This window comes from Pseudomonas sp. H1_D04, from assembly GCF_054683855.1.
Window position 1 is genome coordinate 1,778,171 of sequence record NZ_CP162826.1, and the last position, 21,747, is coordinate 1,799,917.

At 59.3% G+C, this 21,747-nt stretch carries 20 protein-coding genes and 2 pseudogenes; 10 read left to right on the top strand and 12 right to left on the bottom strand.

The annotated features are described in order from the left end of the window. Positions 1-140: 140 nt before the first annotated feature. On the top strand, positions 141-575 hold the full coding sequence (locus tag AB4N82_RS08155) for a YkgJ family cysteine cluster protein (RefSeq protein ID WP_003187815.1): 435 nt from the start codon (positions 141-143) through the stop codon (positions 573-575). Positions 576-778: 203 nt separating this feature from the next. Here AB4N82_RS08155 and typA read toward each other — a convergent pair whose 3' ends face one another. Both typA and thiI read right to left on the bottom strand, forming a co-directional pair. Next, positions 779-2,599, bottom strand: a complete 1,821-nt coding sequence (typA, locus tag AB4N82_RS08160; protein ID WP_032890153.1) for a translational GTPase TypA — start codon at positions 2,597-2,599, stop codon at positions 779-781. A gap of 139 nt (positions 2,600-2,738) precedes the next feature. Continuing rightward, positions 2,739-4,193, bottom strand: a complete 1,455-nt coding sequence (gene thiI / locus AB4N82_RS08165) for a tRNA uracil 4-sulfurtransferase ThiI (RefSeq protein ID WP_032890151.1) — start codon at positions 4,191-4,193, stop codon at positions 2,739-2,741. 334 nt (positions 4,194-4,527) lie between these two features. Between thiI and glnA the strand changes: the two genes are divergently transcribed. From glnA to ntrC, 4 genes and pseudogenes are all read left to right on the top strand, one after another. Continuing rightward, positions 4,528-5,934: a type I glutamate--ammonia ligase gene (glnA, locus tag AB4N82_RS08170; protein WP_032890148.1), complete on the top strand. Its 1,407-nt coding sequence runs from the start codon at positions 4,528-4,530 to the stop codon at positions 5,932-5,934. A 206-nt stretch (positions 5,935-6,140) separates the two neighbouring features. Continuing rightward, a complete protein-coding gene (locus tag AB4N82_RS08175; protein WP_099601994.1) occupies positions 6,141-6,677 on the top strand; it encodes a chorismate mutase in 537 nt (178 codons plus the stop codon). Positions 6,678-6,988: 311 nt separating this feature from the next. Beyond that, on the top strand, positions 6,989-8,074 hold the full coding sequence (glnL, locus tag AB4N82_RS08180) for a nitrogen regulation protein NR(II) (protein WP_032890142.1): 1,086 nt from the start codon (positions 6,989-6,991) through the stop codon (positions 8,072-8,074). Then, positions 8,071-9,508: pseudogene (gene ntrC / locus AB4N82_RS08185) on the top strand (nitrogen regulation protein NR(I)). Before glnL ends, ntrC begins: the two are co-directional and overlap by 4 nt. 618 nt (positions 9,509-10,126) lie before the next feature. On the opposite strand, the gene AB4N82_RS08190 reads toward ntrC, so the two are convergent. Beyond that, positions 10,127-10,567 (bottom strand): hypothetical protein, encoded by a 441-nt coding sequence (locus AB4N82_RS08190; protein ID WP_122764250.1) that lies wholly within the window; start codon positions 10,565-10,567, stop codon positions 10,127-10,129. Here AB4N82_RS08190 and AB4N82_RS08195 point away from each other — a divergent pair. Beyond that, complete coding sequence (locus AB4N82_RS08195) at positions 10,566-11,021, top strand: tRNA (cytidine(34)-2'-O)-methyltransferase (RefSeq protein WP_010563141.1); 456 nt, start codon at positions 10,566-10,568, stop codon at positions 11,019-11,021. The genes AB4N82_RS08190 and AB4N82_RS08195 overlap by 2 nt on opposite strands. Before the next feature lie 127 nt (positions 11,022-11,148). On the opposite strand, the gene secB is transcribed toward AB4N82_RS08195, so the two are convergent. Genes secB through AB4N82_RS08210 form a run of 3 tightly spaced genes read right to left on the bottom strand, consistent with a single transcriptional unit; the run spans position 11,149 to position 12,340 of the window. Beyond that, positions 11,149-11,628, bottom strand: a complete 480-nt coding sequence (secB, locus tag AB4N82_RS08200) for a protein-export chaperone SecB (RefSeq protein ID WP_014716520.1) — start codon at positions 11,626-11,628, stop codon at positions 11,149-11,151. A gap of 42 nt (positions 11,629-11,670) precedes the next feature. Then, a complete protein-coding gene (gene grxC, locus AB4N82_RS08205; RefSeq protein ID WP_032890136.1) occupies positions 11,671-11,925 on the bottom strand; it encodes a glutaredoxin 3 in 255 nt (84 codons plus the stop codon). A gap of 1 nt (position 11,926) precedes the next feature. Beyond that, the gene (locus tag AB4N82_RS08210) at positions 11,927-12,340 is read right to left on the bottom strand and encodes a rhodanese-like domain-containing protein (protein WP_032890134.1); all 414 of its coding nucleotides are present in this window, start codon (positions 12,338-12,340) and stop codon (positions 11,927-11,929) included. Positions 12,341-12,491: 151 nt separating this feature from the next. On the opposite strand from AB4N82_RS08210, the gene gpmI reads away from it, so the two are divergent. The 4 genes and pseudogenes from gpmI to AB4N82_RS08230 all read left to right on the top strand — a co-directional run bounded on the left by gpmI (position 12,492) and on the right by AB4N82_RS08230 (position 17,690). Further along, positions 12,492-14,018 (top strand): 2,3-bisphosphoglycerate-independent phosphoglycerate mutase, encoded by a 1,527-nt coding sequence (gene gpmI, locus AB4N82_RS08215; RefSeq protein ID WP_122764251.1) that lies wholly within the window; start codon positions 12,492-12,494, stop codon positions 14,016-14,018. Between the two features lie 256 nt (positions 14,019-14,274). After that, a pseudogene (locus tag AB4N82_RS08220) lies at positions 14,275-15,568 on the top strand (murein hydrolase activator EnvC family protein). Positions 15,569-15,598: 30 nt separating this feature from the next. Continuing rightward, positions 15,599-16,915: a S41 family peptidase gene (locus AB4N82_RS08225; RefSeq protein ID WP_027605074.1), complete on the top strand. Its 1,317-nt coding sequence runs from the start codon at positions 15,599-15,601 to the stop codon at positions 16,913-16,915. A 1-nt stretch (position 16,916) separates the two neighbouring features. After that, positions 16,917-17,690 (top strand): divergent polysaccharide deacetylase family protein, encoded by a 774-nt coding sequence (locus tag AB4N82_RS08230; protein WP_122764252.1) that lies wholly within the window; start codon positions 16,917-16,919, stop codon positions 17,688-17,690. A gap of 61 nt (positions 17,691-17,751) precedes the next feature. On the opposite strand, the gene AB4N82_RS08235 is transcribed toward AB4N82_RS08230, so the two are convergent. The 6 genes from AB4N82_RS08235 to hisB all read right to left on the bottom strand — a co-directional run bounded on the left by AB4N82_RS08235 (position 17,752) and on the right by hisB (position 21,623). Further along, positions 17,752-18,507 carry a substrate-binding periplasmic protein gene (locus AB4N82_RS08235; protein WP_032890125.1) on the bottom strand — a complete coding sequence of 252 codons (756 nt, stop codon included), beginning with the start codon at positions 18,505-18,507 and terminating at the stop codon, positions 17,752-17,754. Positions 18,508-18,573: 66 nt separating this feature from the next. Further along, a complete protein-coding gene (gene hisF / locus AB4N82_RS08240; RefSeq protein WP_003171107.1) occupies positions 18,574-19,344 on the bottom strand; it encodes an imidazole glycerol phosphate synthase subunit HisF in 771 nt (256 codons plus the stop codon). A 9-nt stretch (positions 19,345-19,353) separates the two neighbouring features. After that, positions 19,354-20,091, bottom strand: a complete 738-nt coding sequence (gene hisA / locus AB4N82_RS08245) for a 1-(5-phosphoribosyl)-5-[(5-phosphoribosylamino)methylideneamino]imidazole-4-carboxamide isomerase (RefSeq protein ID WP_003187784.1) — start codon at positions 20,089-20,091, stop codon at positions 19,354-19,356. A 39-nt stretch (positions 20,092-20,130) separates the two neighbouring features. Then, positions 20,131-20,388, bottom strand: coding sequence for a DUF2164 domain-containing protein (locus tag AB4N82_RS08250; RefSeq protein WP_032890124.1), 258 nt, complete (start codon positions 20,386-20,388; stop codon positions 20,131-20,133). Further along, a complete protein-coding gene (hisH, locus tag AB4N82_RS08255; RefSeq protein ID WP_032890121.1) occupies positions 20,389-21,027 on the bottom strand; it encodes an imidazole glycerol phosphate synthase subunit HisH in 639 nt (212 codons plus the stop codon). Beyond that, entirely contained in the window at positions 21,027-21,623 is a 597-nt protein-coding gene (hisB, locus tag AB4N82_RS08260) for an imidazoleglycerol-phosphate dehydratase HisB (protein WP_028615365.1), read from the bottom strand. Before hisB ends, hisH begins: the two co-directional genes overlap by 1 nt. Between the last annotated feature and the right edge of the window lie 124 nt (positions 21,624-21,747).

Sequence of the window (21,747 nt, forward strand, 5' to 3'; positions counted from 1 at the left end):
TTAGCGGGTTTTGATGCATTGGCCGTGCCTGCTTTCGCCCATCGCACCGTTCGGGATGAAATACGCAAAATATTGTTCAAAAAACCACCAATCCCGGTATGATCCCGCGCCCGGATACAGCCCCACCTTTTGGAACCTTGATGAAGCCTCAACTGATCGCCGCCGCGGAACTCGACCGTCTTGAGACCTGGCAGAAATATTCCGCCCACATGTGCGGTGGCTGCGTGTCCAGCTGCTGCACGCTGCCGGTCGAAGTGAAGATCAAGGACCTGATCCGCATTGGCATCGTCGATGAGTTCGAACGCGGCGATCCGCCGAAGAACATCGCCAAGCGGTTGCAGAAGGAAGGCATCGTCGAGCGCTACAACAACAAATCCGAGATTTTTACGCTGCAGCGCATGAGCAACAACGATTGCCTGTACCTGGATCGTAAGACGCGCTTCTGCACTATTTATGACAAGCGCCCCGATACCTGCCGCAATCACCCGAAGATCGGACCGCGGCCGGGGTATTGCGCGTACAAGCCGAAGGAAGTGGTGCGCGAGACCAATTTCAAGACCCTCGACAAGTTCTGATCCGGGTTTTGCAGAGGGTTCAAGGGCTCTATCGGGGGCAAGCCCCCTCCCACACTGACCGCATTCCAAATGGCTGTACTCGGTCAAATGTGGGAGGGGGCTTGCCCCCGATGAGGCCGGTACCGCCACCACAAAACCAGCAGGCATAAAAAAACGCCCCCGGCCTTTCGACCGGGGGCGTTTTTCATTCAGCCTGAGTTAACTCAGTTCTTGGCTTTCTTGGCAGCGCGGGTACGCTCGCCTTCGTCCAGGATCTTCTTACGCAGGCGGATCGACTTAGGCGTAACTTCGCACAGCTCGTCGTCCTGGATGAATTCCAGGGCCTGTTCCAGGGTGAAGCGAACAGGTGGGACCAGAGCGATGGTTTCGTCTTTGCCCGAAGCACGCATGTTGTCGAGCTTCTTGCCTTTGGTTGGGTTGACGCCCATGTCGTTGTCACGGCTGTTCAGACCAACGATCTGACCGTTGTAGATCTCTTGACCGTGTTCAACGAACAGCTTGCCACGCGCCTGGAGGGTTTCCAGGGAGTAGGTCAGTGCCTTGCCAGTCTCAACCGATACCAGAACACCGTTCTGACGGCCGGACATGTCGCCGGACTTCATGGTGTCGTAGCGATCGAAGATCGAGGTCAGGATGCCAGCGCCGTTGGTCAGGGTCAGGAACTGGTTACGGAAACCGATCAGACCACGAGCAGGGATGTTGTATTCCAGACGCACACGGCCTTTGCCATCCGGCACCATGTTGGTCAGGTCGCCTTTACGCAGGCCCATCTCTTCCATGACCTTGCCCTGGGATTCTTCAGGGGTGTCGATGGTTACGTTTTCGAACGGTTCCTGCTTCACGCCGTCAACTTGACGGATGATCACTTCTGGACGACCAACGCCCATTTCGAAGCCTTCGCGACGCATGGTTTCGATCAGTACCGAGAGGTGCAGCTCACCACGGCCGGAAACCTTGAACTTGTCAGCCGAGTCGCCTTCTTCAACGCGCAGTGCAACGTTGTACAGCAGCTCTTTGTCCAGACGTTCCTTGATGTTGCGGGAAGTCACGAACTTGCCTTCTTTACCGCAGAAAGGCGAGTCGTTTACCTGGAAGGTCATGGAAACGGTTGGTTCGTCAACGGTCAGAGGCTTCATCGCCTCGACGTTGTCCGGCTGGCACAGGGTGTCGGAGATGAACAGGGAGTCCATACCGCTCACGCATACGATGTCGCCAGCGAAAGCTTCTTCAACGTCGATACGGTGCAGACCGTGGTGACCCATCAGCTTCAGGATACGACCGTTACGCTTCTTGCCGTCGGCGCCGATAGCAACAACCGGGGTGTTCGGCTTGACGCTACCACGAGCGATACGGCCAACGCCGATAACACCCAGGAAGCTGTTGTAGTCCAGTGCCGAGATTTGCATCTGGAACGGGCCGTCACGGTCAACTTTTGGAGCCGGTACGTTGTCGACGATCGACTGGTACAGCGGGGTCATGTCTTCAGCCATGTCGGTGTGTTCCAGACCGGCAATGCCGTTCAGGGCCGAGGCGTACACGACTTTGAAGTCCAGCTGTTCTTCGGTAGCACCCAGGTTGTCGAACAGGTCGAAGATCTGGTCCAGAACCCAGTCCGGACGCGCGCCTGGACGGTCAACCTTGTTGATGCACACGATCGGACGCAGGCCGGCTTCGAAAGCCTTCTTGGTCACGAAACGGGTTTGCGGCATAGGGCCGTCTTGGGCATCAACCAGCAGCAGAACGGAGTCAACCATCGACATCACACGTTCAACTTCACCGCCGAAGTCGGCGTGGCCCGGGGTGTCCACGATGTTGATGTGGTAGCCGTTCCAGTTGATAGCGGTGTTTTTTGCCAGGATGGTAATACCGCGCTCTTTTTCCTGGTCGTTGGAGTCCATCACGCGCTCGTCGTTGAGCTCGTTGCGCTCCAGGGTGCCGGATTGACGCAGGAGTTTGTCTACCAGGGTGGTTTTACCATGGTCAACGTGAGCAATGATGGCGATGTTACGTAGATTTTCGATCACTTGTGTATCTCGATCAGAGGATTCGGTGTGCTGACAGGTCGTGGCAGCGATTTACAGTAGAGTCAGGCCTTGCCGTTACAGCTTGACGGCAGAGTCGGGGGGCCGGTGACGCAGGCCACAGGCAAACAGCCCCGGGCTCTTAGCTCGGTCGATAAACGCGCACATTGGCATGCCCCTCACTGAGCAAATGGTGGGCATGCAGGCGACTCATCACGCCTTTGTCGCAATACAGCAGGTACTGACGGCTGTCATCCAGTTCCTTGAAACGCGCGTTCAATGCGTAGAACGGCAGCGTTTGTACGTCGACGCCAGGAATTTCCAGCGGCTCATCTTCAGCGGCATCCGGGTGACGGATGTCGACAACAATCTGGCCGGCCAGGGCTTCACTGACTTCTTCGATCTGCACATCCTGGCCCAGTTCGTCGATAACACGATCGATCGGGACCAGCTTGGCGTTCTGAAGCGCACGCTCCAGAATCGCCATATCAAACTGTTGTTCTTCGTACTCCACGCGGTTGCGCTTGGCGTGGGTCTTGGGATTCACCGAGATGACCCCGCAGTATTCAGGCATATGCTTGGCGAAGTCGGCGGTGCCGATTTCTTCTGCCAAATCGATGATGTCCTGCTTGTGGCTGGCGATCAGTGGGCGCAACACCAGCTTCTCGGTCACGCAGTCGATCAGCGACAGGTTCGGCAGCGTCTGGCTGGAAACCTGGGAAATCGCTTCGCCGGTCACCAGGGCGTCGATCTGCAACTGATCGGCAATCCGAGACGCAGCGCGCAACATCATACGCTTCAATACTACGCCCATATGACTGTTATCGACTTTACCGAGAATTTCGCCCAGCACTTCCTCAAACGGTACGCTCACAAATAGCACGCGTTGGGAGCTGCCGTACTTCTTCCAGATAAAGTGCGCGACTTCCATCACGCCCAATTCGTGTGCACGCCCACCCAGATTAAAGAAGCAGAAGTGGCTCATCAGGCCGCGGCGCATGATCTGGTAGGCCGCAACCGTGGAATCGAAACCGCCGGACATCAATACCAGGGTCTGTTCCAGGGCGCCCAACGGGTAGCCGCCGATGCTGTCGTGCTGGCTGTGAATCACAAACAACCGTTGGTCGCGAATTTCCATGCGCACTTCAATTTGTGGCGCTTTTAAGGAAATTCCGGCGGCGCCGCACTCGCGACGCAGCTTGCTGCCGACGTATTTCTCGACGTCCATGGAGCTGAATGGGTGCTTGCCGGCACGCTTGCAGCGTACCGAAAAAATCTTGCCTTCAAGGCTGTCACCGAAGTGCCGTTTGCATTTTTCGGTGATGTCATCGAAGTCGCCCAGCGGGTACTCATCCACCTGGAGGAAATGCGCGATACCCGGCATGCAGCTCAGGCGCTCGGTCATGTCCTTCAAGGCTTTGGCGTCGGTGAGGCGGGTTTCCAGTTCGAGGTTGTCCCACACACCGTTCACCACCACAGCCGGGTCCAGATCGCGGAGCACGGCACGGATGTTCTTGGCCAACTGACGGATGAAACGCATCCGTACCGGTCGGCTCTTGATGGTGATCTCGGGGAAGACTTTAACGATTAATTTCATGGAAACAGCGCGCGCAGGGCCTGCCGAAAAAGGGGGGCGCGGATTATAGCGGAAATCGCTCAAGGTTTAACCAGTTAATATGCACATCACTCGACTCGCACTAAAGCAGTGCATTTGCATGCATCGACGCCACATTGCAGTGCGCGAATTTCGCGCTTTTGTCGCAATGCACCTTTATAGGGGCGTTTTTGGAGCAAAAAACCCATGTTGGCGCACTGGCATGCAATTTGCTCTCTTGTGAGGCAGGTTGCCATGGCGGACTATCCGCGCCGGCATCACCCACATTCTAAGGGCTAACTCCACTACCCCAGCCCGAAGCCACCCGGAGGACACTATGTCGAAGTCGGTTCAACTCATCAAAGATCATGACGTTAAATGGATTGATCTGCGCTTCACGGACACCAAAGGCACTCAGCACCACGTGACCATGCCGGCTCGCGATGCGCTGGATGATGCGTTCTTCGAAGAAGGCAAAATGTTCGACGGTTCCTCCATCGCTGGCTGGAAAGGCATCGAAGCCTCCGACATGATCCTGATGCCGGACGACAGCACTGCCGTGCTGGACCCGTTCACCGAAGAAGCCACCCTGATCCTGGTGTGCGACGTGATCGAGCCTTCGACCATGCAAGGCTACGACCGCGACCCACGTGCGATCGCCAAGCGTGCCGAGGAATACCTGAAGTCGACCGGTATCGGTGACACCGTATTCGTAGGCCCAGAGCCAGAATTCTTCATCTTTGACCAAGTGAAGTTCAAGTCCGACATCTCCGGCTCCATGTTCAAGATCTACTCTGAACAAGGTTCGTGGATGTCCGATCAGGACGTGGAAGGCGGCAACCATGGCCACCGTCCAGGCATCAAAGGTGGTTACTTCCCAGTTCCGCCGTTCGACCACGACCACGAAATCCGTACCTCCATGTGCAACGCCATGGAAGACATGGGCCTGGTCATCGAAGTTCACCACCACGAAGTGGCGACTGCCGGCCAGAACGAAATCGGTGTGAAGTTCAACACCCTGGTTGCCAAGGCTGACGAAGTTCAGACCCTGAAGTACTGCGTACACAACACTGCCGTTGCCTACGGCCGTACCGCGACCTTCATGCCTAAGCCTCTGTACGGCGATAACGGTTCGGGTATGCACGTTCACCTGTCCATCGCCAAAGATGGCAAGAACACTTTCGCTGGCGAAGGTTATGCCGGCCTGTCCGATACCGCCCTGTACTTCATCGGCGGCATCATCAAGCACGGTAAGGCCCTGAACGGCTTCACCAACCCTTCGACCAACTCCTACAAGCGTCTGGTCCCAGGTTTCGAAGCTCCGGTAATGCTGGCCTACTCGGCGCGCAACCGTTCCGCTTCGATCCGTATTCCTTACGTCTCCAGCCCACGCGCTCGCCGTATCGAAGCTCGCTTCCCGGATCCAGCAGCCAACCCTTACCTGGCCTTCGCTGCTCTGGTTATGGCCGGCCTGGACGGTATCCAGAACAAGATCCACCCTGGCGACGCTGCCGACAAAAACTTGTACGACCTGCCGCCTGAAGAGGCCAAAGAGATCCCACAAGTGTGCGGCAGCCTGAAAGAAGCCCTGGAAGAGCTGGACAAGGGCCGTGCGTTCCTGACCAAAGGCGGCGTGTTCAGCGACGACTTCATCGACGCTTACATCGGCCTGAAAAGCGAAGAAGAAATCAAGGTTCGTACCTTCGTACACCCACTGGAATACGAGCTGTACTACAGCTGCTGATCCGGTAGCGCTGCTTAAAGTGGCGTGACAAAAAAGACCTCCTTCGGGAGGTCTTTTTTTGCCCGTGAATTACACAGTTCCACACCTGCAAACCTAATCAAAAAGGTGGGAGGGAGCTTGCTCCCGATAGCGGTGGGTCAGCTCATACAGGTGCTGACTGACACTCTGCTATCGGGGGCAAGCCCCCTCCCACAAGGAGATCAGCATTGAAACGTCGACTTGTGTTCGCTCTGTTATTCGTCAGCGCCAGTGCATTCGCTGCACCGCCGACACTGGAGCCATTGCTCAACAGCATCGCCGAACGCCTGACCATTGCCGACCAGGTGGCCCTGAGCAAATGGGACAGCAAAAAACCGGTAGAAGACAAAAAGCGCGAGCAAGATGTGCTCGCCAGCGTCATTGCCCAGGCACCGAGCTACAAACTGGAGCCCGCCGCCGCCGAGCAATTTTTCTCGGCGCAGATCGAGGCAAACAAGCTGGTGCAGTACACCCACCTGTCCGACTGGCAGTTCCAGGGCAAGGCACCCGACGACCCGCGCCCGGACCTGGTAAAGCAGATTCGCCCGCAACTGGATCAATTGCAAAAACGCCTGCTGCAACAACTGGCGGACTTCACTCCACAACGTACCGACCCGCAGTGCCCTCAATGGCTGGCCGAAGCGGTACACGAGCCGCTGAACGACCCACTGCGGCAATTGGCGATGATCCGCGCTACGGCCGAGCTGTGTATCTACAAAGACTAAAACTGTAACCCCGATCCAAAAATGTGGGAGAGGGGCAACCCCTCCCACATTTGATTTATATGATTTCGGCACTTCCTGAACAACCTTCACAAAACCGCACTATATTGGTGCGACATCCTGCACCCACCCCAATGACTAACACCATTTTGGTTCGAAACTTCCCGCTCAAGCTGGCAGAACGCCACAGTTTCGGGCCCTAACCCCCCATTTCAGGGCTTTCGCGCTTCTTTTCGGAGCCTTGGTTTGGTTTTTGCATTTTCCTTGTATCAGCGTGTGCCTCAAGCCCGCGCCTTGCTCCAAAAGAGGTCCTGATGACCATCAGCGATGCACTGCACCGTTTGCTACTCGACAACCTGACCACCGCGACCATCCTGCTCAATGACGACTTGCGTCTTGAGTACATGAACCCGGCGGCGGAGATGCTTCTGGCCATCAGTGGCCAGCGCAGCCATGGGCAGTTCATCAGCGAGCTGTTCACCGAGTCGGCCGAAGCCTTGAGCTCGTTACGCCAGGCGGTGGAGCAGGCGCATCCATTCACCAAGCGTGAAGCGATGCTCACGGCCCTTACCGGGCAGACATTGACCGTCGACTACGCTGTGACCCCGATCCTGAGCAACGGCGCGACCCTGCTGCTGCTTGAAGTACATCCCCGTGACCGCCTGCTGCGCATCACCAAAGAAGAAGCGCAGTTGTCCAAGCAAGAAACCAGCAAGATGCTGGTACGTGGCCTCGCCCATGAGATCAAGAACCCGTTGGGCGGCATCCGTGGCGCAGCGCAGTTGCTGGCCCGCGAGTTACCGGACGAGAACCTCAAGGACTACACCAACGTCATCATCGAAGAAGCCGACCGCCTGCGTAACTTGGTGGACCGCATGCTCGGCTCCAACAAGCTGCCGTCCCTTGCGATGACCAACGTGCACGAAGTACTTGAGCGCGTCTGTCATCTGGTAGAGGCGGAAAGCCAGGGCTGCATCACCTTGGTGCGCGACTACGACCCGAGCATTCCCGACGTGTTGATCGACCGCGAACAGATGATCCAAGCGGTGCTCAACATCGTGCGCAACGCCATGCAGGCCATCAGCAGCCAGAACGAATTGCGCCTGGGCCGCATCAGCCTGCGCACCCGCGCACTGCGCCAGTTCACCATCGGCCACGTGCGCCATCGCCTGGTGACCAAGGTCGAGATCATCGACAACGGCCCAGGCATTCCTGCGGAACTTCAGGAAACTATCTTCTTTCCCATGGTCAGCGGCCGCCCGGACGGTACCGGGCTGGGCCTGGCCATCACCCAGAACATCATCAGCCAGCACCAGGGTCTGATCGAATGTGAGAGCCATCCCGGCCACACCACGTTCTCGATCTTTCTGCCTCTGGAACAAGGAGCCCCATCGACATGAGCCGTAGTGAAACTGTCTGGATCGTCGATGACGACCGTTCTATCCGCTGGGTCCTTGAGAAAGCCTTGCAACAGGAAGGCATGACCACCCAGAGCTTCGACAGCGCCGACGGGGTGATGAGCCGCCTGGCACGCCAGCAGCCCGACGTGATTATTTCTGACATCCGCATGCCAGGCGCCAGTGGCCTGGACCTGCTGGCACGCATCCGCGAGCAGCACCCGCGCCTGCCGGTGATCATCATGACTGCGCACTCCGACCTGGACAGCGCTGTCGCGTCTTACCAGGGCGGCGCATTCGAATACCTGCCCAAGCCGTTTGACGTGGACGAGGCTGTGGCGCTGGTCAAGCGCGCCAACCAGCACGCCCAGGAACAACAGAATCAGGAAGCCCCGCCGGCCCTGACCCGCACCCCGGAAATCATCGGTGAAGCGCCGGCGATGCAGGAAGTGTTTCGCGCCATCGGGCGCTTGAGCCACTCCAACATCACCGTGCTGATCAACGGCGAGTCGGGTACCGGTAAAGAGCTGGTAGCCCACGCTCTGCACCGTCATAGCCCACGGGCAGCGTCGCCGTTTATCGCACTGAACATGGCAGCGATCCCCAAGGACTTGATGGAGTCCGAGTTGTTCGGCCATGAGAAAGGCGCGTTCACCGGCGCCGCCAACCTGCGTCGCGGACGCTTTGAACAGGCGGATGGTGGCACGCTGTTCCTCGATGAGATCGGCGATATGCCGGCCGACACCCAGACTCGCCTGCTGCGCGTACTGGCGGACGGCGAGTTCTACCGCGTTGGCGGTCACACACCGGTCAAGGTTGATGTGCGCATCATCGCCGCGACTCACCAGAACCTGGAAACCCTGGTACATGCGGGCAAGTTCCGTGAGGACTTGTTCCACCGCCTCAACGTGATTCGCATCCACATCCCCCGCATGTCGGACCGCCGCGAAGATATCCCCACCCTCGCCCGCCACTTCCTCAGCCGCGCCGCCCTGGAGCTGGCGGTCGAGCCGAAGCTTTTGAAAAGCGAGACCGAGGAATACCTGAAGAACCTCCCATGGCCAGGCAACGTGCGCCAGTTGGAGAACACCTGCCGCTGGATCACGGTGATGGCGTCCGGGCGCGAAGTGCATATCGGCGACCTGCCGCCGGAGCTTTTTGAGCCTGCCGCAGGATTCGGCACCAGTGACCAACTGGGAGCAGGCGCTGCGTCAATGGGCCGACCAGGCACTGGCACGGGGCCAGTCGAACCTGCTGGACAGCGCCGTACCAGCGTTCGAGCGGATCATGATCGAGACCGCCCTCAAGCACACCGCCGGCCGCCGGCGCGATGCTGCGGTGTTGCTGGGCTGGGGTCGCAATACCCTGACGCGCAAGATCAAGGAGCTGGGCATGAAAGTGGACGGTGGTGACGACGATGAGGGCGACGACGCCTGAATCTCGAATCCACTGAGGTCTAATGTGGGAGGGGGCTTGCTCCCGATAGCAGTAGGTCAGTCACAACATCTGTGCCTGATACACCGCCATCGGGGGCAAGCCCCCTCCCACATTTGGACCTCCACACGGACTCAGAACCGTGCACCGCTTCAATGCACCCTGTTCTAGCATCGCGCACACGTTCCAAGCCCGAACCAACCGTTTTGTTAAGAGAATGCTGAATTCCGAAAACACCAAAGCCCCGTAATCCGGGGCTTTGCGCTTTTTGAAGAATTTTTTTTGGCACAACTTAGCCACTCTGGCACGCGCCCTGCAATAACCCAAGTACAACCCAGTTTCGGGGACCTTGGTACAGGCAGGCCGAGAATCCCCTCTTTACACCCGGGGTGCTTGATGCGAACCGCGTCGCGCTCCACACCGCTTTGGGGAACCTCGGTACAGGCAGGCCGGGGACTCCCTCTTTAACACCGAAGCCTTGATGGCTTCACCCCGTTTTGGGAGCCCTGGTACAGGCAGGCCGGGAACTCCCTTCTTTACACCGGGGCTTATGTGGCACAGCGCCCATAGCCCCAGCCCGTTTTGGGGACCTTGGTACAGGCAGGCCGGGGATTCCCTCTTTTATTGCTCCTGGAGATGGATCTCCAACCGCCAGCGGTCACCGACCTCTTCTCCCTTCCACTCCCCGCGCAACGGCCGAGCCGCGACCAGGTTCAGCAGCAGGCCGCCATCGGTCTTGCGCACGCGCCAGTTCACGTCCTTGTCGTTGACCTTAAGTTGCCCGGTGCTGGCCTTGCCTTGGGCATCAAACAGCAACGCCACGGTGCCGTCGATATGCTCGCCGTGCAGCTTGGGTTCGCTGTTGAACCACACCACTACGCCATCCGTGGTCGTCTCTACCTGTTGCAGTTCGACCGGGTCCGCTGTGGTCAGCCGGCCAATCATCAGGCCCACCATCAAGCCGACAATCGCCAGCGAGCCCATGACCCTTGGCAATAGCTTCGGTCTTGGGTCTTCTTCAGGGGTAGAATGCAGCGCATCTTTGCCTTCGGAGCCGTGCATGTTTCACGTCATCCTTTTTCAACCAGAAATTCCGCCGAATACCGGCAACGTTATCAGGCTGTGCGCCAACAGTGGCTGCCACCTGCATTTGATCGAGCCCCTGGGCTTCGACATGGACGACAAGCGTCTGCGCCGTGCCGGGCTGGACTACCACGAGTACGCCACGCTCCAGCGCCACGCCGACTTGGCCAGCTGCCTGGAAAGCCTGGGGCATCCGCGCTTGTTCGCGTTCACCACCAAGGGTTCGCGACCGTTCCATGATGCCAGTTTTGCTGAGGGCGATGCCTTCCTGTTCGGCCCGGAGAGCCGTGGCCTGCCGGCCGAGGTGCTCGACGCCCTGCCCGATGGGCATCGCCTTCGCCTGCCAATGCGCGAAGGCTGCCGCAGCCTGAACCTGTCCAACACCGTAGCCGTTGCCGTGTACGAAGGTTGGCGCCAACTCGGTTTCAAATAACACACCAAACAAAATGTGGGAGGGGGCTTGCCCCCGATGGCGGAGTGTCAGTCGACATCTATCTGACTGATCCACCGCTATCGGGAGCAAGCCCCCTCCCACATTGGGTTCTGCGTCGGGTTCGAGATTACTGAACCGTCGGTGCGCCTTCCTGTTGCATGCGCTGCAGCTCTTGAGCGTACAGGGCATCGAAGTTCACCGGAGCCAGCATCAGCGCAGGGAACGAACCACGGGTGACCAGGCTGTCCAGGGTCTCACGGGCATACGGGAACAGGATGTTCGGGCAGAACGCGCCCAGGGTGTGGCTCATGGACGCTTCGTCCAGGCCCTGGATCAGGAAGATACCGGCCTGTTGCACTTCAGCAATGAAGGCCACTTCTTCACCGTTCTTGACGGTGACCGACAGGGTCAGCACAACTTCGTGGAAGTCGCCTTCCAGTGCCTTTTGACGGGTGTTCAGGTCCAGCGCAACGCTTGGGGTCCACTCCTGGCGGAAGATGGCCGGGCTTTTCGGCGCTTCGAACGACAGGTCACGCACGTAGATACGCTGCAGCGAGAACTGTGGGCCTTGAGCTTCTGCTGCTTCGGTGTTCTGTTGGTCAGTCATCGCAGATCCTTCTTGATCTTGGGGTCTTGTAGGGTTTAGGAGTCAGACGAGCAGCAGCGCATCGAGTTTACCGGCGCGCTCCAGGGCAAACAGGTCGTCGCAGCCACCGATGTGTTTGGCGCCGATCCAGATCTGCGGCACAGACGTGCGTCCCGCCTTCTGGGCCATTTCGGCGCGCACCTGGGGCTTGCCGTCGACCTTGATCTCTTCGAAGGCAACGCCCTTCTTATCCAGCAGAGCCTTGGCTCGCATGCAATAAGGGCAATAATCGCTGGAGTAGACGACAACCTGGCTCATATCACTTCACCAGCGGCAGGTTATCGGCGCGCCAGCTGCTGATGCCACCGGACAGCTTGGCCGCGGTGAAACCGGTCTTGAGCATTTCGCGGGCGTGAGTGCCAGCGTGCTGGCCTTGGGCGTCGACCAGGATGATGGTCTTGGCCTTGTGTTTTTCCAGCTCGGCCAGGCGCGCGATCAGCTTGTCCTGTGGAATGTTCAGTGCACCGACGATATGGCCGGCAGCGAATTCCTTGGCTGGGCGGATATCCACCACAATGGCCTCATCCTTGTTGACCAGCGCGGTCAGCTCCGACGTGCTCAGGCTGCGACCACCACGGCTCAATTCGTGAGCGATCAGCAGCGCCAGCAGGATGACGAAGGCACCCACGAGCAGATAGTGGGCAGTGGCAAATGCAATCAGGTGATCAACCATCAAGGAGGTTCCAGGGCGTTAAAATGGCGGTAAGTATACACAGCCGTCAGGGGGGGCCAACCCCCGTAAAGCGGTGACGTGGTCGGAACTTCGCTTTAAACTGCCACTCCCTTTTCAATTGCCTTCCTTTATTACCGCCGCGAGAGGATCTATGACTACTACGCCTAAACCTTTGGTCCTGATAATTCTCGATGGCTTCGGACACAGTGAAAGCCACCACGACAACGCGGTATACGCGGCCAAGAAGCCTGTACTGGACCGCTTGACCGCCAGCGTCCCCAACGGCCTGATCTCCGGTTCGGGCATGGACGTGGGCCTGCCCGACGGGCAGATGGGCAACTCGGAAGTCGGCCATATGAACCTCGGCGCCGGACGAGTGGTATATCAAGACTTCACACGCGTGACCAAAGCGATCCGCGACGGCGAGTTCTTCGAGAACCCGACCATCTGCGCAGCGGTAGATAAAGCAGTAGCCGACGGCAAGGCCGTGCACTTCATGGGCCTATTATCCGACGGCGGTGTACACAGCCACCAAGACCATCTGGTTGCCATGGCCGAACTGGCCTTCAAGCGCGGCGCCGAGAAGATCTACCTGCACGCCTTCCTCGACGGTCGCGACACTCCTCCAAAAAGCGCGCAATCGTCCATCGAGCTCCTGGACGCCACATTCGCCGCCCTGGGCAAGGGCCGCATTGCAAGCATCATTGGCCGTTACTTCGCCATGGATCGTGACAACCGTTGGGACCGAGTGTCCCAAGCCTACAACCTGATCGTCGACGGTCAGGCCGAATTCAACGCCGCCACTGCCCAAGAAGGCCTGGAAGCCGCCTACGTCCGTGGCGAAAGCGATGAGTTCGTCAAGGCCACTACCATCGGCGAGCCGGTAAAAGTCGAAGACGGCGACGCCGTGGTGTTCATGAACTTCCGCGCCGACCGCGCCCGCGAGTTGAGCCGCGTGTTCGTCGAAGACGGCTTCAGCGAGTTCGAACGCGCCCGCCAGCCAAAAGTGCACTACGTCGGCCTGACCCAATACGCCGCGAGCATCCCGGCCCCCGCCGCCTTTGCTCCGGGCAGCCTGGACAACGTGCTCGGCGATTACCTGGCGAAAAAAGGCAAGACCCAACTGCGCATTGCCGAAACTGAAAAATACGCCCACGTGACCTTCTTCTTCTCCGGCGGCCGTGAAGAACCGTTCCCAGGCGAAGAGCGCATCCTGATCCCGTCGCCAAAAGTCGCCACCTACGACCTGCAGCCGGAAATGAGCGCGCCGGAAGTCACCGACAAAATCGTCGACGCCATCGACCACCAGCGTTACGACGTGATCGTGGTCAACTACGCCAACGGCGACATGGTTGGCCACAGCGGCAACCTGGAAGCCGCGACCAAGGCCGTGGAATGCCTGGACTTGTGTGTCGGCCGCATCGTCGACGCCCTGGAAAAAGTCGGCGGCGAAGCGCTGATCACGGCCGACCACGGCAATTGCGAGCAGATGTCCGACGAGTCCACCGGCCAGGCACACACCGCTCACACCACTGAGCCAGTGCCGTTCATCTACGTGGGCAAGCGCGACTTCAAAGTGCGTGACGGCGGGGTGTTGGCGGATGTGGCGCCAACCATGCTGATGCTGATGGGGTTGGAGAAGCCAACGGAGATGACCGGGACCTCGATTCTGGTTTGATTTCAACCACACCACTGAACAGTGTGGGAGGGGGTTTGCCCCCGATAGCAATGGGTCAGCCAACACATATTCAGCTGACACACTGCAATCGGGGGCAAACCCTTCCCACATTGGATCTCCCGTGTTTGGAAGATGTCTTTTTGCCATACCACCGCCACTCGGCGCCTATCTTGCCCGCCAGCCCCAATTGGGCGTTTTTTTTGCAGCGCTTGGCGGGCATACTAGGCCGTCCCTTTCCCTGGTGTCGCCCGCCTCTATGCTTCGCGCCTTGATTACCCTTGCTTTTGTCTGCCTGCTCCAACCGGCGTTTGCCGATGAGCGCGCACAAACCCAACAACAGTTGGACGCTACGCGTCAGGACATTACCGAGCTGAAAAAACTGCTCGGCAAGCTCCAGGAAGAAAAATCCGGGGTGCAGAAAGACCTGCGCGGCACGGAAACCGAAATGGGCAAGCTAGAGAAGCAAGTCCAGGAGCTGCAAAAAGAATTAAAGAAGAGCGAGTCGGAACTGGAGCGACTCGACGCTGAGAAAAAAACTCCAGAGCGCACGCGTTGAACAGCAACGTCTGATCGCGATCCAGGCCCGCGCCGCCTACCAGAGTGGCCGCCAGGAATACCTCAAGCTGCTGCTCAACCAGCAGAACCCTGAGAAATTCGCGCGCACCCTGACCTACTACGACTACCTGAGCAAAGCCCGCCTGGAGCAATTGAAAAGCTTCAACGAGACTCTGCGCCAGTTGGTCAACGTCGAACAGGAAATCGCCAACCAGCAGTCGCAGTTGGAAGACCAGAAAAGCGCCCTCGACACCCAGCGCGATGAGCTGGACAAGGTCCGCAAGGAGCGCCAGCTGGCCCTGGCCAAGCTCAATGACGACGTGAAAGCCCGCGACGCCAAGCTCCAGGCCCGCGAGCAAGACCAAGCCGACCTGGCCAAAGTGCTCAAGACCATCGAAGAAACCCTGGCGCGCCAGGCACGTGAGGCCGAAGAAGCGCGCCAGAAAGCGCTGATCGCCCAGCAGGAAGCCGAAAAAAAGCGTCAGCGTGAGGCCGAACTGGCAGCCACCACTGACGCTCCGGCGCCACGTAAACCGGCACATGCAGCGCCTGGCCCGTTGGTTTCCAGCGCCGGCGAGTCCTTCGGAGGCCCTTTTGCTTCAGCACGAGGAAAACTTCCATGGCCTGTTGATGGTCGACTACTGGCACGCTTCGGTGAAACCCGTGGCGACGACACCCGCGCCAAGTGGGATGGAGTGATGATCAGCGCCTCCGCCGGCAGCCAGGTCCACGCCGTTCACGGCGGGCGCGTAGTGTTTGCCGATTGGCTGCGGGGCGCCGGTTTGTTGGTGATTCTTGACCACGGTAATGGCTATTTGAGCCTTTACGGCCACAATCAGACGTTACTCAAGTCGGCAGGTGATGTTGTAAAAGCCGGTGAATCCATCTCCACTGTCGGTAACAGTGGTGGCCAGGACACCCCGGCGCTGTACTTCGCTATTCGTCAGCAGGGTCGCCCGAGCGATCCCGCACAATGGTGCCGTTCCCAAGGATAGGGCCGCATCTACATTAGGAGTTCGTTCGACATGCTGCATTTGTCCCGCCTCACTTCGCTGGCCCTGACGATCGCCTTGGTGATCGGCGCGCCTCTGGCTTTCGCCGACCAGGCCGCTCCGGCTGCACCTGCTGCCACGGCCGCGACCACCAAGGCCCCGTTGCCGCTGGACGAGTTGCGCACCTTTGCCGAGGTCATGGACCGCATCAAGGCAGCCTATGTCGAACCCGTAGACGATAAGACTCTGCTGGAGAATGCCATCAAGGGCATGCTCAGCAACCTCGACCCGCACTCCGCCTATCTGGGCCCTGAAGATTTCGCCGAACTGCAGGAAAGCACCAGCGGTGAATTCGGTGGACTGGGCATTGAAGTCGGTGCCGAAGACGGCAACATCAAGGTGGTGTCACCCATCGACGACACCCCGGCGTCCAAGGCCGGCATCCAGGCGGGTGACTTTATCGTCAAGATCAACGGCCAGCCGACCCGTGGCCAGACCATGACCGAAGCCGTGGACAAGATGCGCGGCAAGATCGGCCAGAAAATCACCCTGACCCTGGTACGCGACGGTGGCAACCCGTTCGACGTGACACTCACCCGCGCGACCATCGTGGTCAAGAGCGTGAAGAGTCAGCTGCTGGAGTCGGGCTACGGTTACATCCGCATCACCCAATTCCAGGTCAAGACCGGCGACGAAGTGGCCAAGGCACTGGCCAAGTTGCGCAAGGACAACGGCAAGAAACTCAGCGGCATCGTGCTCGACCTGCGCAACAACCCAGGCGGCGTGCTGCAGTCGGCGGTGGAAGTGGTCGACCACTTCATTACCAAAGGTCTGATCGTCTACACCAAGGGCCGTATCGCCAACTCCGAGCTGCGCTTCTCGGCCACCGGCAACGACCTCAGCGAGAACGTGCCACTGGCCGTGCTGATCAACGGCGGCAGCGCCTCGGCTTCGGAAATCGTCGCTGGCGCCCTGCAGGACCAGAAACGCGGCGTGCTGATGGGCACCACCAGCTTCGGCAAAGGCTCGGTGCAGACCGTGTTGCCGCTGAACAACGATCGCGCATTGAAGATCACCACTGCGCTGTACTACACGCCGAACGGCCGCTCCATCCAGGCCCAGGGCATCGTACCGGACATCGAAGTGCGCAAGGCCAAGATCACTAACGAGATCGACAGCGAGTACTACAAAGAGGCAGACCTGCAAGGTCACCTGGGCAATGGCAACGGCGGTGCCGACCAGCCGACCGGCAGCAGCAAGAAAGCCAAGCCGATGCCACAGGACGACGACTATCAACTGGCTCAGGCGCTGAGCCTGCTCAAGGGGCTGAGCATCACGCGCAGCCGTTGATATGCGATTTGCCCTGATCCTTGCTCTGCTGTGCAGCCTGGTGGGAGTCGCCCAAGCGACTCCCACAGGCGAACCTCACAAAGCCTATCTGACACTGATCATCGACGACCTGGGGCAAAACCTGCCTCGGGATCGCCGCGTGCTGGCCCTGCCTGGGCCGGTGACCACGGCGATCATGCCCGACACCCCCCACGCTGCAGAATTCGCCCGCGAAGCCCACAAGGCCGGCAAGATCGTGATCCTGCACATGCCTATGGACCCGGCCACCGGCCCGTTCGCCTGGCACCTTGAGCTGCCTATCGAAGAACTCGCCAAACGCCTGGACGCCGCGTTCAACGCCGTGCCCTACACCGCCGGCATCAACAACCATATGGGCAGCCGCATGACGGCTCAACCTGCGGCAATGGCCTGGTTGATGGCCGAGCTGCAGCGGCGCAACAAGTTCTTTGTCGACAGCCGTACCAGCGCGCAGACCGTGGCAGCCGCCGAGGCACAGAAGATCGGTCTGGCGAGTGTTTCGCGGGACGTGTTCCTGGACGACGAACGCACCGAAGCGGCGATCACCACACAGTTGCAAACCGCGATCAAGCTGGCCCACAAACAAGGCTCGGCCGTGATGATCGGCCACCCTTACCCACAAACCCTGGCAGTGCTGGAGCGCGAGCTGCCCAAGCTCAAGGCCCAGGGCATCGAGTGGATTGATATTAAGCTGATGATCAGCGTGCGCAGCAATCAAGCCATGGCTGGACACGGGAAGGACGGGGTTTACCGCTAGAAACGCCGCAACGATCCCCAGTAAGAGCTGGCAAGCCAGCGCCTACAGAATTTCGGGTCTTTTACAGATACTTCGCCGTGATCTCGTCGACGACGCCGTCTTTACGCAACTGGTCCAGCGCGGCCTGAAGCTTGGCTACCAAGTCGTCCGGCACATCCTTGTTCAACGCGAGGTAGAGCTGGGCGCTGTTGAATCGCAGCACGGTCTTGAGCCCGGTCACCCCAACTTGGCGTGCCAGGTAACGCCCGGCCGGGTCGCCGGTAGCCCACAAGTCGATCTGGCCATCCACGAGCTTTTGCGCATTGTCCTGGTCACGCAGCACTACGATCGGGTTGAGGCCCTGTTTCTCCAGGGTCTCGGCGATGGCATCTCCTTTATAGGCGCCGATCTTGTAGCGCCGCGCTTGCTCAAGTTCGGCAAGTTGGATCTTGCTGTCCGACTTGGCCAGCAGCACCCAATCATCCGGGCCAATGGGGCCGACCCACTTGAACAGCGCTTCGCGAGCCGGCAAACGTGCCATTACGAATACGCCATAGCCGGGTTTTTCCAGGGCGAGCTTGTAGATTCGCTCCCAAGGAAAACGCAGGGTGAGGTTGTAGGAAATGCCCGCACGCTTGAAGGTTTCGCGCACGATATCCACGGCGATGCCTTCGATGTTTTCTTCCTTGGCGAAGTTCTTGCCGTTTTTCGCCATGTTGTACGGCGGGAAGTTTTCCGTCAGCAACACTAGGGAGGCGTCGGACGGTTCCTCGGCATGGGCCGAACCGACTAACAACAGGGACGAACTGGCGAGGGCAAGTAAGAGGGTCTTGAACATGAAGGCTACCGGAATCCATGGCAAGCGCAGAGAGTGCCGCGCGCCCGCCATGGTGTCCAGCAACGTTTAACGAACGACGATACCGCGCGCCGCCATATAGGCCTTGGCCTCAGGAACGGTGTATTCGCCAAAGTGGAAAATACTCGCCGCCAGCACTGCGCTGGCGTGGCCTTCGATCACGCCGTCGGCCAGATGCTGCAGGTTGCCGACGCCGCCGGAAGCGATCACCGGAATGCCCAGCGCGTCGCTGATGGCACGGGTCACGCCCAGGTCGAAGCCGTTTTTCATGCCGTCCTGGTCCATGCTGGTCAGCAGGATCTCACCAGCGCCCAGGCCTTCCATCTTCATCGCCCATTCCACCGCGTCCAGGCCAGTCGGCTTGCGACCGCCGTGGGTGAAGATCTCCCAGCGCGGGGTTTCGCCCGGGCCGGAGACTTTCTTGGCGTCGATAGCCACTACGATGCATTGCGAGCCGAAATGTTGCGCGGCTTCGCCGACGAACTCCGGGTTGAACACCGCTGCGGTGTTGATCGAGACCTTGTCCGCGCCAGCATTGAGCAGGTTGCGGATGTCTTGCACGGTGCGCACGCCGCCGCCCACGGTCAGCGGGATAAACACCTGGCTGGCCATGCGCTCGACGGTGTGCAGCGTGGTGTCGCGGCCATCAACGCTGGCGGTGATGTCGAGAAAAGTAATCTCATCGGCACCTTGCTCATCGTAGCGACGGGCAATTTCCACCGGATCGCCGGCATCACGGATGTTCTCGAACTTGACGCCCTTGACCACGCGACCATTGTCGACGTCCAGGCAAGGGATGATGCGTTTGGCCAGCGCCATGGTCAGTCCTCAGCCGTTGTAGGCATCGCAGTAAGCCTGGGCTTCGGCGACGTCCAGAGTACCTTCATAGATCGCGCGGCCGGTGATGGCGCCGATGATCCCTGGCGCCTTGGCGTCCAACAGCGACTTGATATCGCCCAGGTTGTGAATACCGCCGGAAGCAATCACCGGGATCTTCGTCGCCGCAGCCAGCGCGGCCGTGAACGGTACGTTGCAGCCCTGCATCATGCCGTCTTTGGCGATGTCGGTATAAACGATGGCGGACACGCCGTCAGCTTCGAACTGCTTGGCCAGGTCGATGACTTGCACGGTGCTGATTTCAGCCCAGCCGTCGGTGGCGACGAAGCCATCTTTAGCGTCCAGACCCACGATAACTTTGCCTGGGAACGCGCGACAGGCTTCAGCAACGAAGGCCGGGTCTTTCACAGCCTTGGTGCCGATGATCACGTAGCTCACGCCAGCTTTGACGTAGTGCTCAATGGTTTCCAGGGAGCGGATACCGCCGCCGATCTGGATCGGCAGATTCGGGTAGCGCTTGGCGATGGCGGTAACCACCTCACCATTGACCGGCTGGCCTTCGAAGGCGCCGTTCAAGTCCACCAGATGCAGACGACGGCAGCCCCCTTCTACCCATTTGGCAGCCATGCTCACCGGGTCATCGGAGAACACGGTGGAGTCTTCCATGCGGCCTTGGCGCAGACGTACGCAGGCGCCGTCCTTGAGATCGATAGCGGGGATAATCAGCATCTGGCAAACCTTATTCGATATTCAGCAATGCTTGGGAAATCAGGGTTTCTCAAGCGACCACAGGTCGCTTTCGATGCTTTCGAACCTTTCTTTAAGGAGCGTCTGCGAATCGAAAATCGCCCTGTTGTAATAGTGCGGAGCCACTTCGGTGGTGAACAGCTCAAGAATCTCGGCGACCTCGAACGAGCCCAGCTTGAGCTCGAAGCGATCTTCCATGAAGCGTTTGATCTTGAGGGTAGCCTCACTCTCCTGCTCAGGCGTGAGGTTCAAGATCGGCAGCTTCGGCTTCCTGGCCATTTACCAGCGCCCGTCCCACGCGGCGAAGTTCTGCAGCAATTGCAGGCCATGGGTATGGCTCTTCTCCGGGTGGAACTGCACGGCAAAACGCGAACCTTCGGCCAACGCTGCGGCGAAGTCGACGCCGTAGTGCCCGCCACCCACCACCTGGCCCGGCTTACCGGCGGCGATGTAGTAGCTGTGCACGAAATAGAAACGCGCCAGGTCCGGGATGTCGTGCCAGAGCGGGTGATCCACCGTCTGACTGACTTCGTTCCAGCCCATATGCGGCACTTTCAGGTGGGCGCCATCTTCGTGCAGGTCCTTGCCGAAGAACTTCACCTGGCCAGGGAACAGGCCGATGCAGTCGACGCCGTCGTTCTCTTCACTGCGGTCGAGCAAGGCTTGCATGCCCACGCAGATGCCGAGGAACGGGCGATCCTGGCTGACTTCGCGCACCAGGCTATCAAAGCCCAGACGGCGGATCTCGGCCATGCAATCGCGAATCGCGCCAACACCGGGAAACACCACGCGGTCAGCTTCGCGAATCACGTTGGCATCGCTGGTGATCAGCACCTTGCCGGCACCTACGTGTTCGAGGGCCTTGGCCACCGAATGCAGGTTACCCATGCCGTAATCGATAACCGCGACCGTCTGCATTACAGAACGCCCTTGGTCGAGGGCATTTGCCCGGCCATGCGGTCATCCAACTCTACAGCCATGCGCAGCGCGCGGCCGAAAGCCTTGAACACGGTTTCGATTTGGTGGTGGGTGTTGGTGCCGCGCAAGTTGTCGATATGCAGGCTGACGAGCGCGTGGTTGACGAAACCCTGGAAAAACTCCTGGAACAGGTCGACGTCGAAGCCGCGGCCCACGTTGGCACGGGTGTACGGCACGTGCATCTGCAAGCCTGGGCGGCCGGAGAAGTCGATGACCACTCGCGACAGCGCTTCGTCCAGCGGGACATAGGCGTGGCCGTAGCGACGGATGCCTTTTTTGTCGCCGATGGCCTTGGCAAATGCCTGGCCGAGGGTGATGCCTACGTCTTCCACCATGTGGTGGTCGTCGATGTGCAGGTCGCCCTTGCCTTCGATATCCAGGTCGATCAGCCCGTGACGGGCGATCTGGTCCAGCATGTGCTCAAGAAAAGGTACACCGATATCAAATCGGGCCTTTCCGGTGCCATCCAGGTTGATCGAGGCTTTGATCTGGGTTTCCAGAGTGTCGCGCTCGACGGACGCCTTACGTTCGGCCATCACCAGCTCCGCAAAATCATTGGGCGAAAAAGGCAGCCATTATAGGGGCGCGGGCGCTAAACAGAAACATCGAAGGGGATAAGACTGACGAGTTGAAGCGGGGGGTGTCGGGGATAGACATGTG

Excerpts from the sequence above, each read along its gene's own strand:
- AB4N82_RS08250 (WP_032890124.1), bottom strand. The coding sequence starts at position 20,388 with ATGGCCAGGAAGCCGAAGCTGCCGATCTTGAACCTCACGCCTGAGCAG.
- hisA (WP_003187784.1), bottom strand. The coding sequence starts at position 20,091 with ATGCTGATTATCCCCGCTATCGATCTCAAGGACGGCGCCTGCGTACGT.
- AB4N82_RS08155 (WP_003187815.1), top strand. The coding sequence starts at position 141 with ATGAAGCCTCAACTGATCGCCGCCGCGGAACTCGACCGTCTTGAGACC.
- AB4N82_RS08190 (WP_122764250.1), bottom strand. The coding sequence starts at position 10,567 with ATGCACGGCTCCGAAGGCAAAGATGCGCTGCATTCTACCCCTGAAGAA.
- AB4N82_RS08225 (WP_027605074.1), top strand. The coding sequence starts at position 15,599 with ATGCTGCATTTGTCCCGCCTCACTTCGCTGGCCCTGACGATCGCCTTG.
- gpmI (WP_122764251.1), top strand. The coding sequence starts at position 12,492 with ATGACTACTACGCCTAAACCTTTGGTCCTGATAATTCTCGATGGCTTC.
- AB4N82_RS08235 (WP_032890125.1), bottom strand. The coding sequence starts at position 18,507 with ATGTTCAAGACCCTCTTACTTGCCCTCGCCAGTTCGTCCCTGTTGTTA.
- grxC (WP_032890136.1), bottom strand. The coding sequence starts at position 11,925 with ATGAGCCAGGTTGTCGTCTACTCCAGCGATTATTGCCCTTATTGCATG.
- glnL (WP_032890142.1), top strand. The coding sequence starts at position 6,989 with ATGACCATCAGCGATGCACTGCACCGTTTGCTACTCGACAACCTGACC.
- hisB (WP_028615365.1), bottom strand. The coding sequence starts at position 21,623 with ATGGCCGAACGTAAGGCGTCCGTCGAGCGCGACACTCTGGAAACCCAG.
- AB4N82_RS08230 (WP_122764252.1), top strand. The coding sequence starts at position 16,917 with ATGCGATTTGCCCTGATCCTTGCTCTGCTGTGCAGCCTGGTGGGAGTC.
- secB (WP_014716520.1), bottom strand. The coding sequence starts at position 11,628 with ATGACTGACCAACAGAACACCGAAGCAGCAGAAGCTCAAGGCCCACAG.
- thiI (WP_032890151.1), bottom strand. The coding sequence starts at position 4,193 with ATGAAATTAATCGTTAAAGTCTTCCCCGAGATCACCATCAAGAGCCGA.
- hisH (WP_032890121.1), bottom strand. The coding sequence starts at position 21,027 with ATGCAGACGGTCGCGGTTATCGATTACGGCATGGGTAACCTGCATTCG.
- hisF (WP_003171107.1), bottom strand. The coding sequence starts at position 19,344 with ATGGCGCTGGCCAAACGCATCATCCCTTGCCTGGACGTCGACAATGGT.
- AB4N82_RS08210 (WP_032890134.1), bottom strand. The coding sequence starts at position 12,340 with ATGGTTGATCACCTGATTGCATTTGCCACTGCCCACTATCTGCTCGTG.
- glnA (WP_032890148.1), top strand. The coding sequence starts at position 4,528 with ATGTCGAAGTCGGTTCAACTCATCAAAGATCATGACGTTAAATGGATT.
- AB4N82_RS08195 (WP_010563141.1), top strand. The coding sequence starts at position 10,566 with ATGTTTCACGTCATCCTTTTTCAACCAGAAATTCCGCCGAATACCGGC.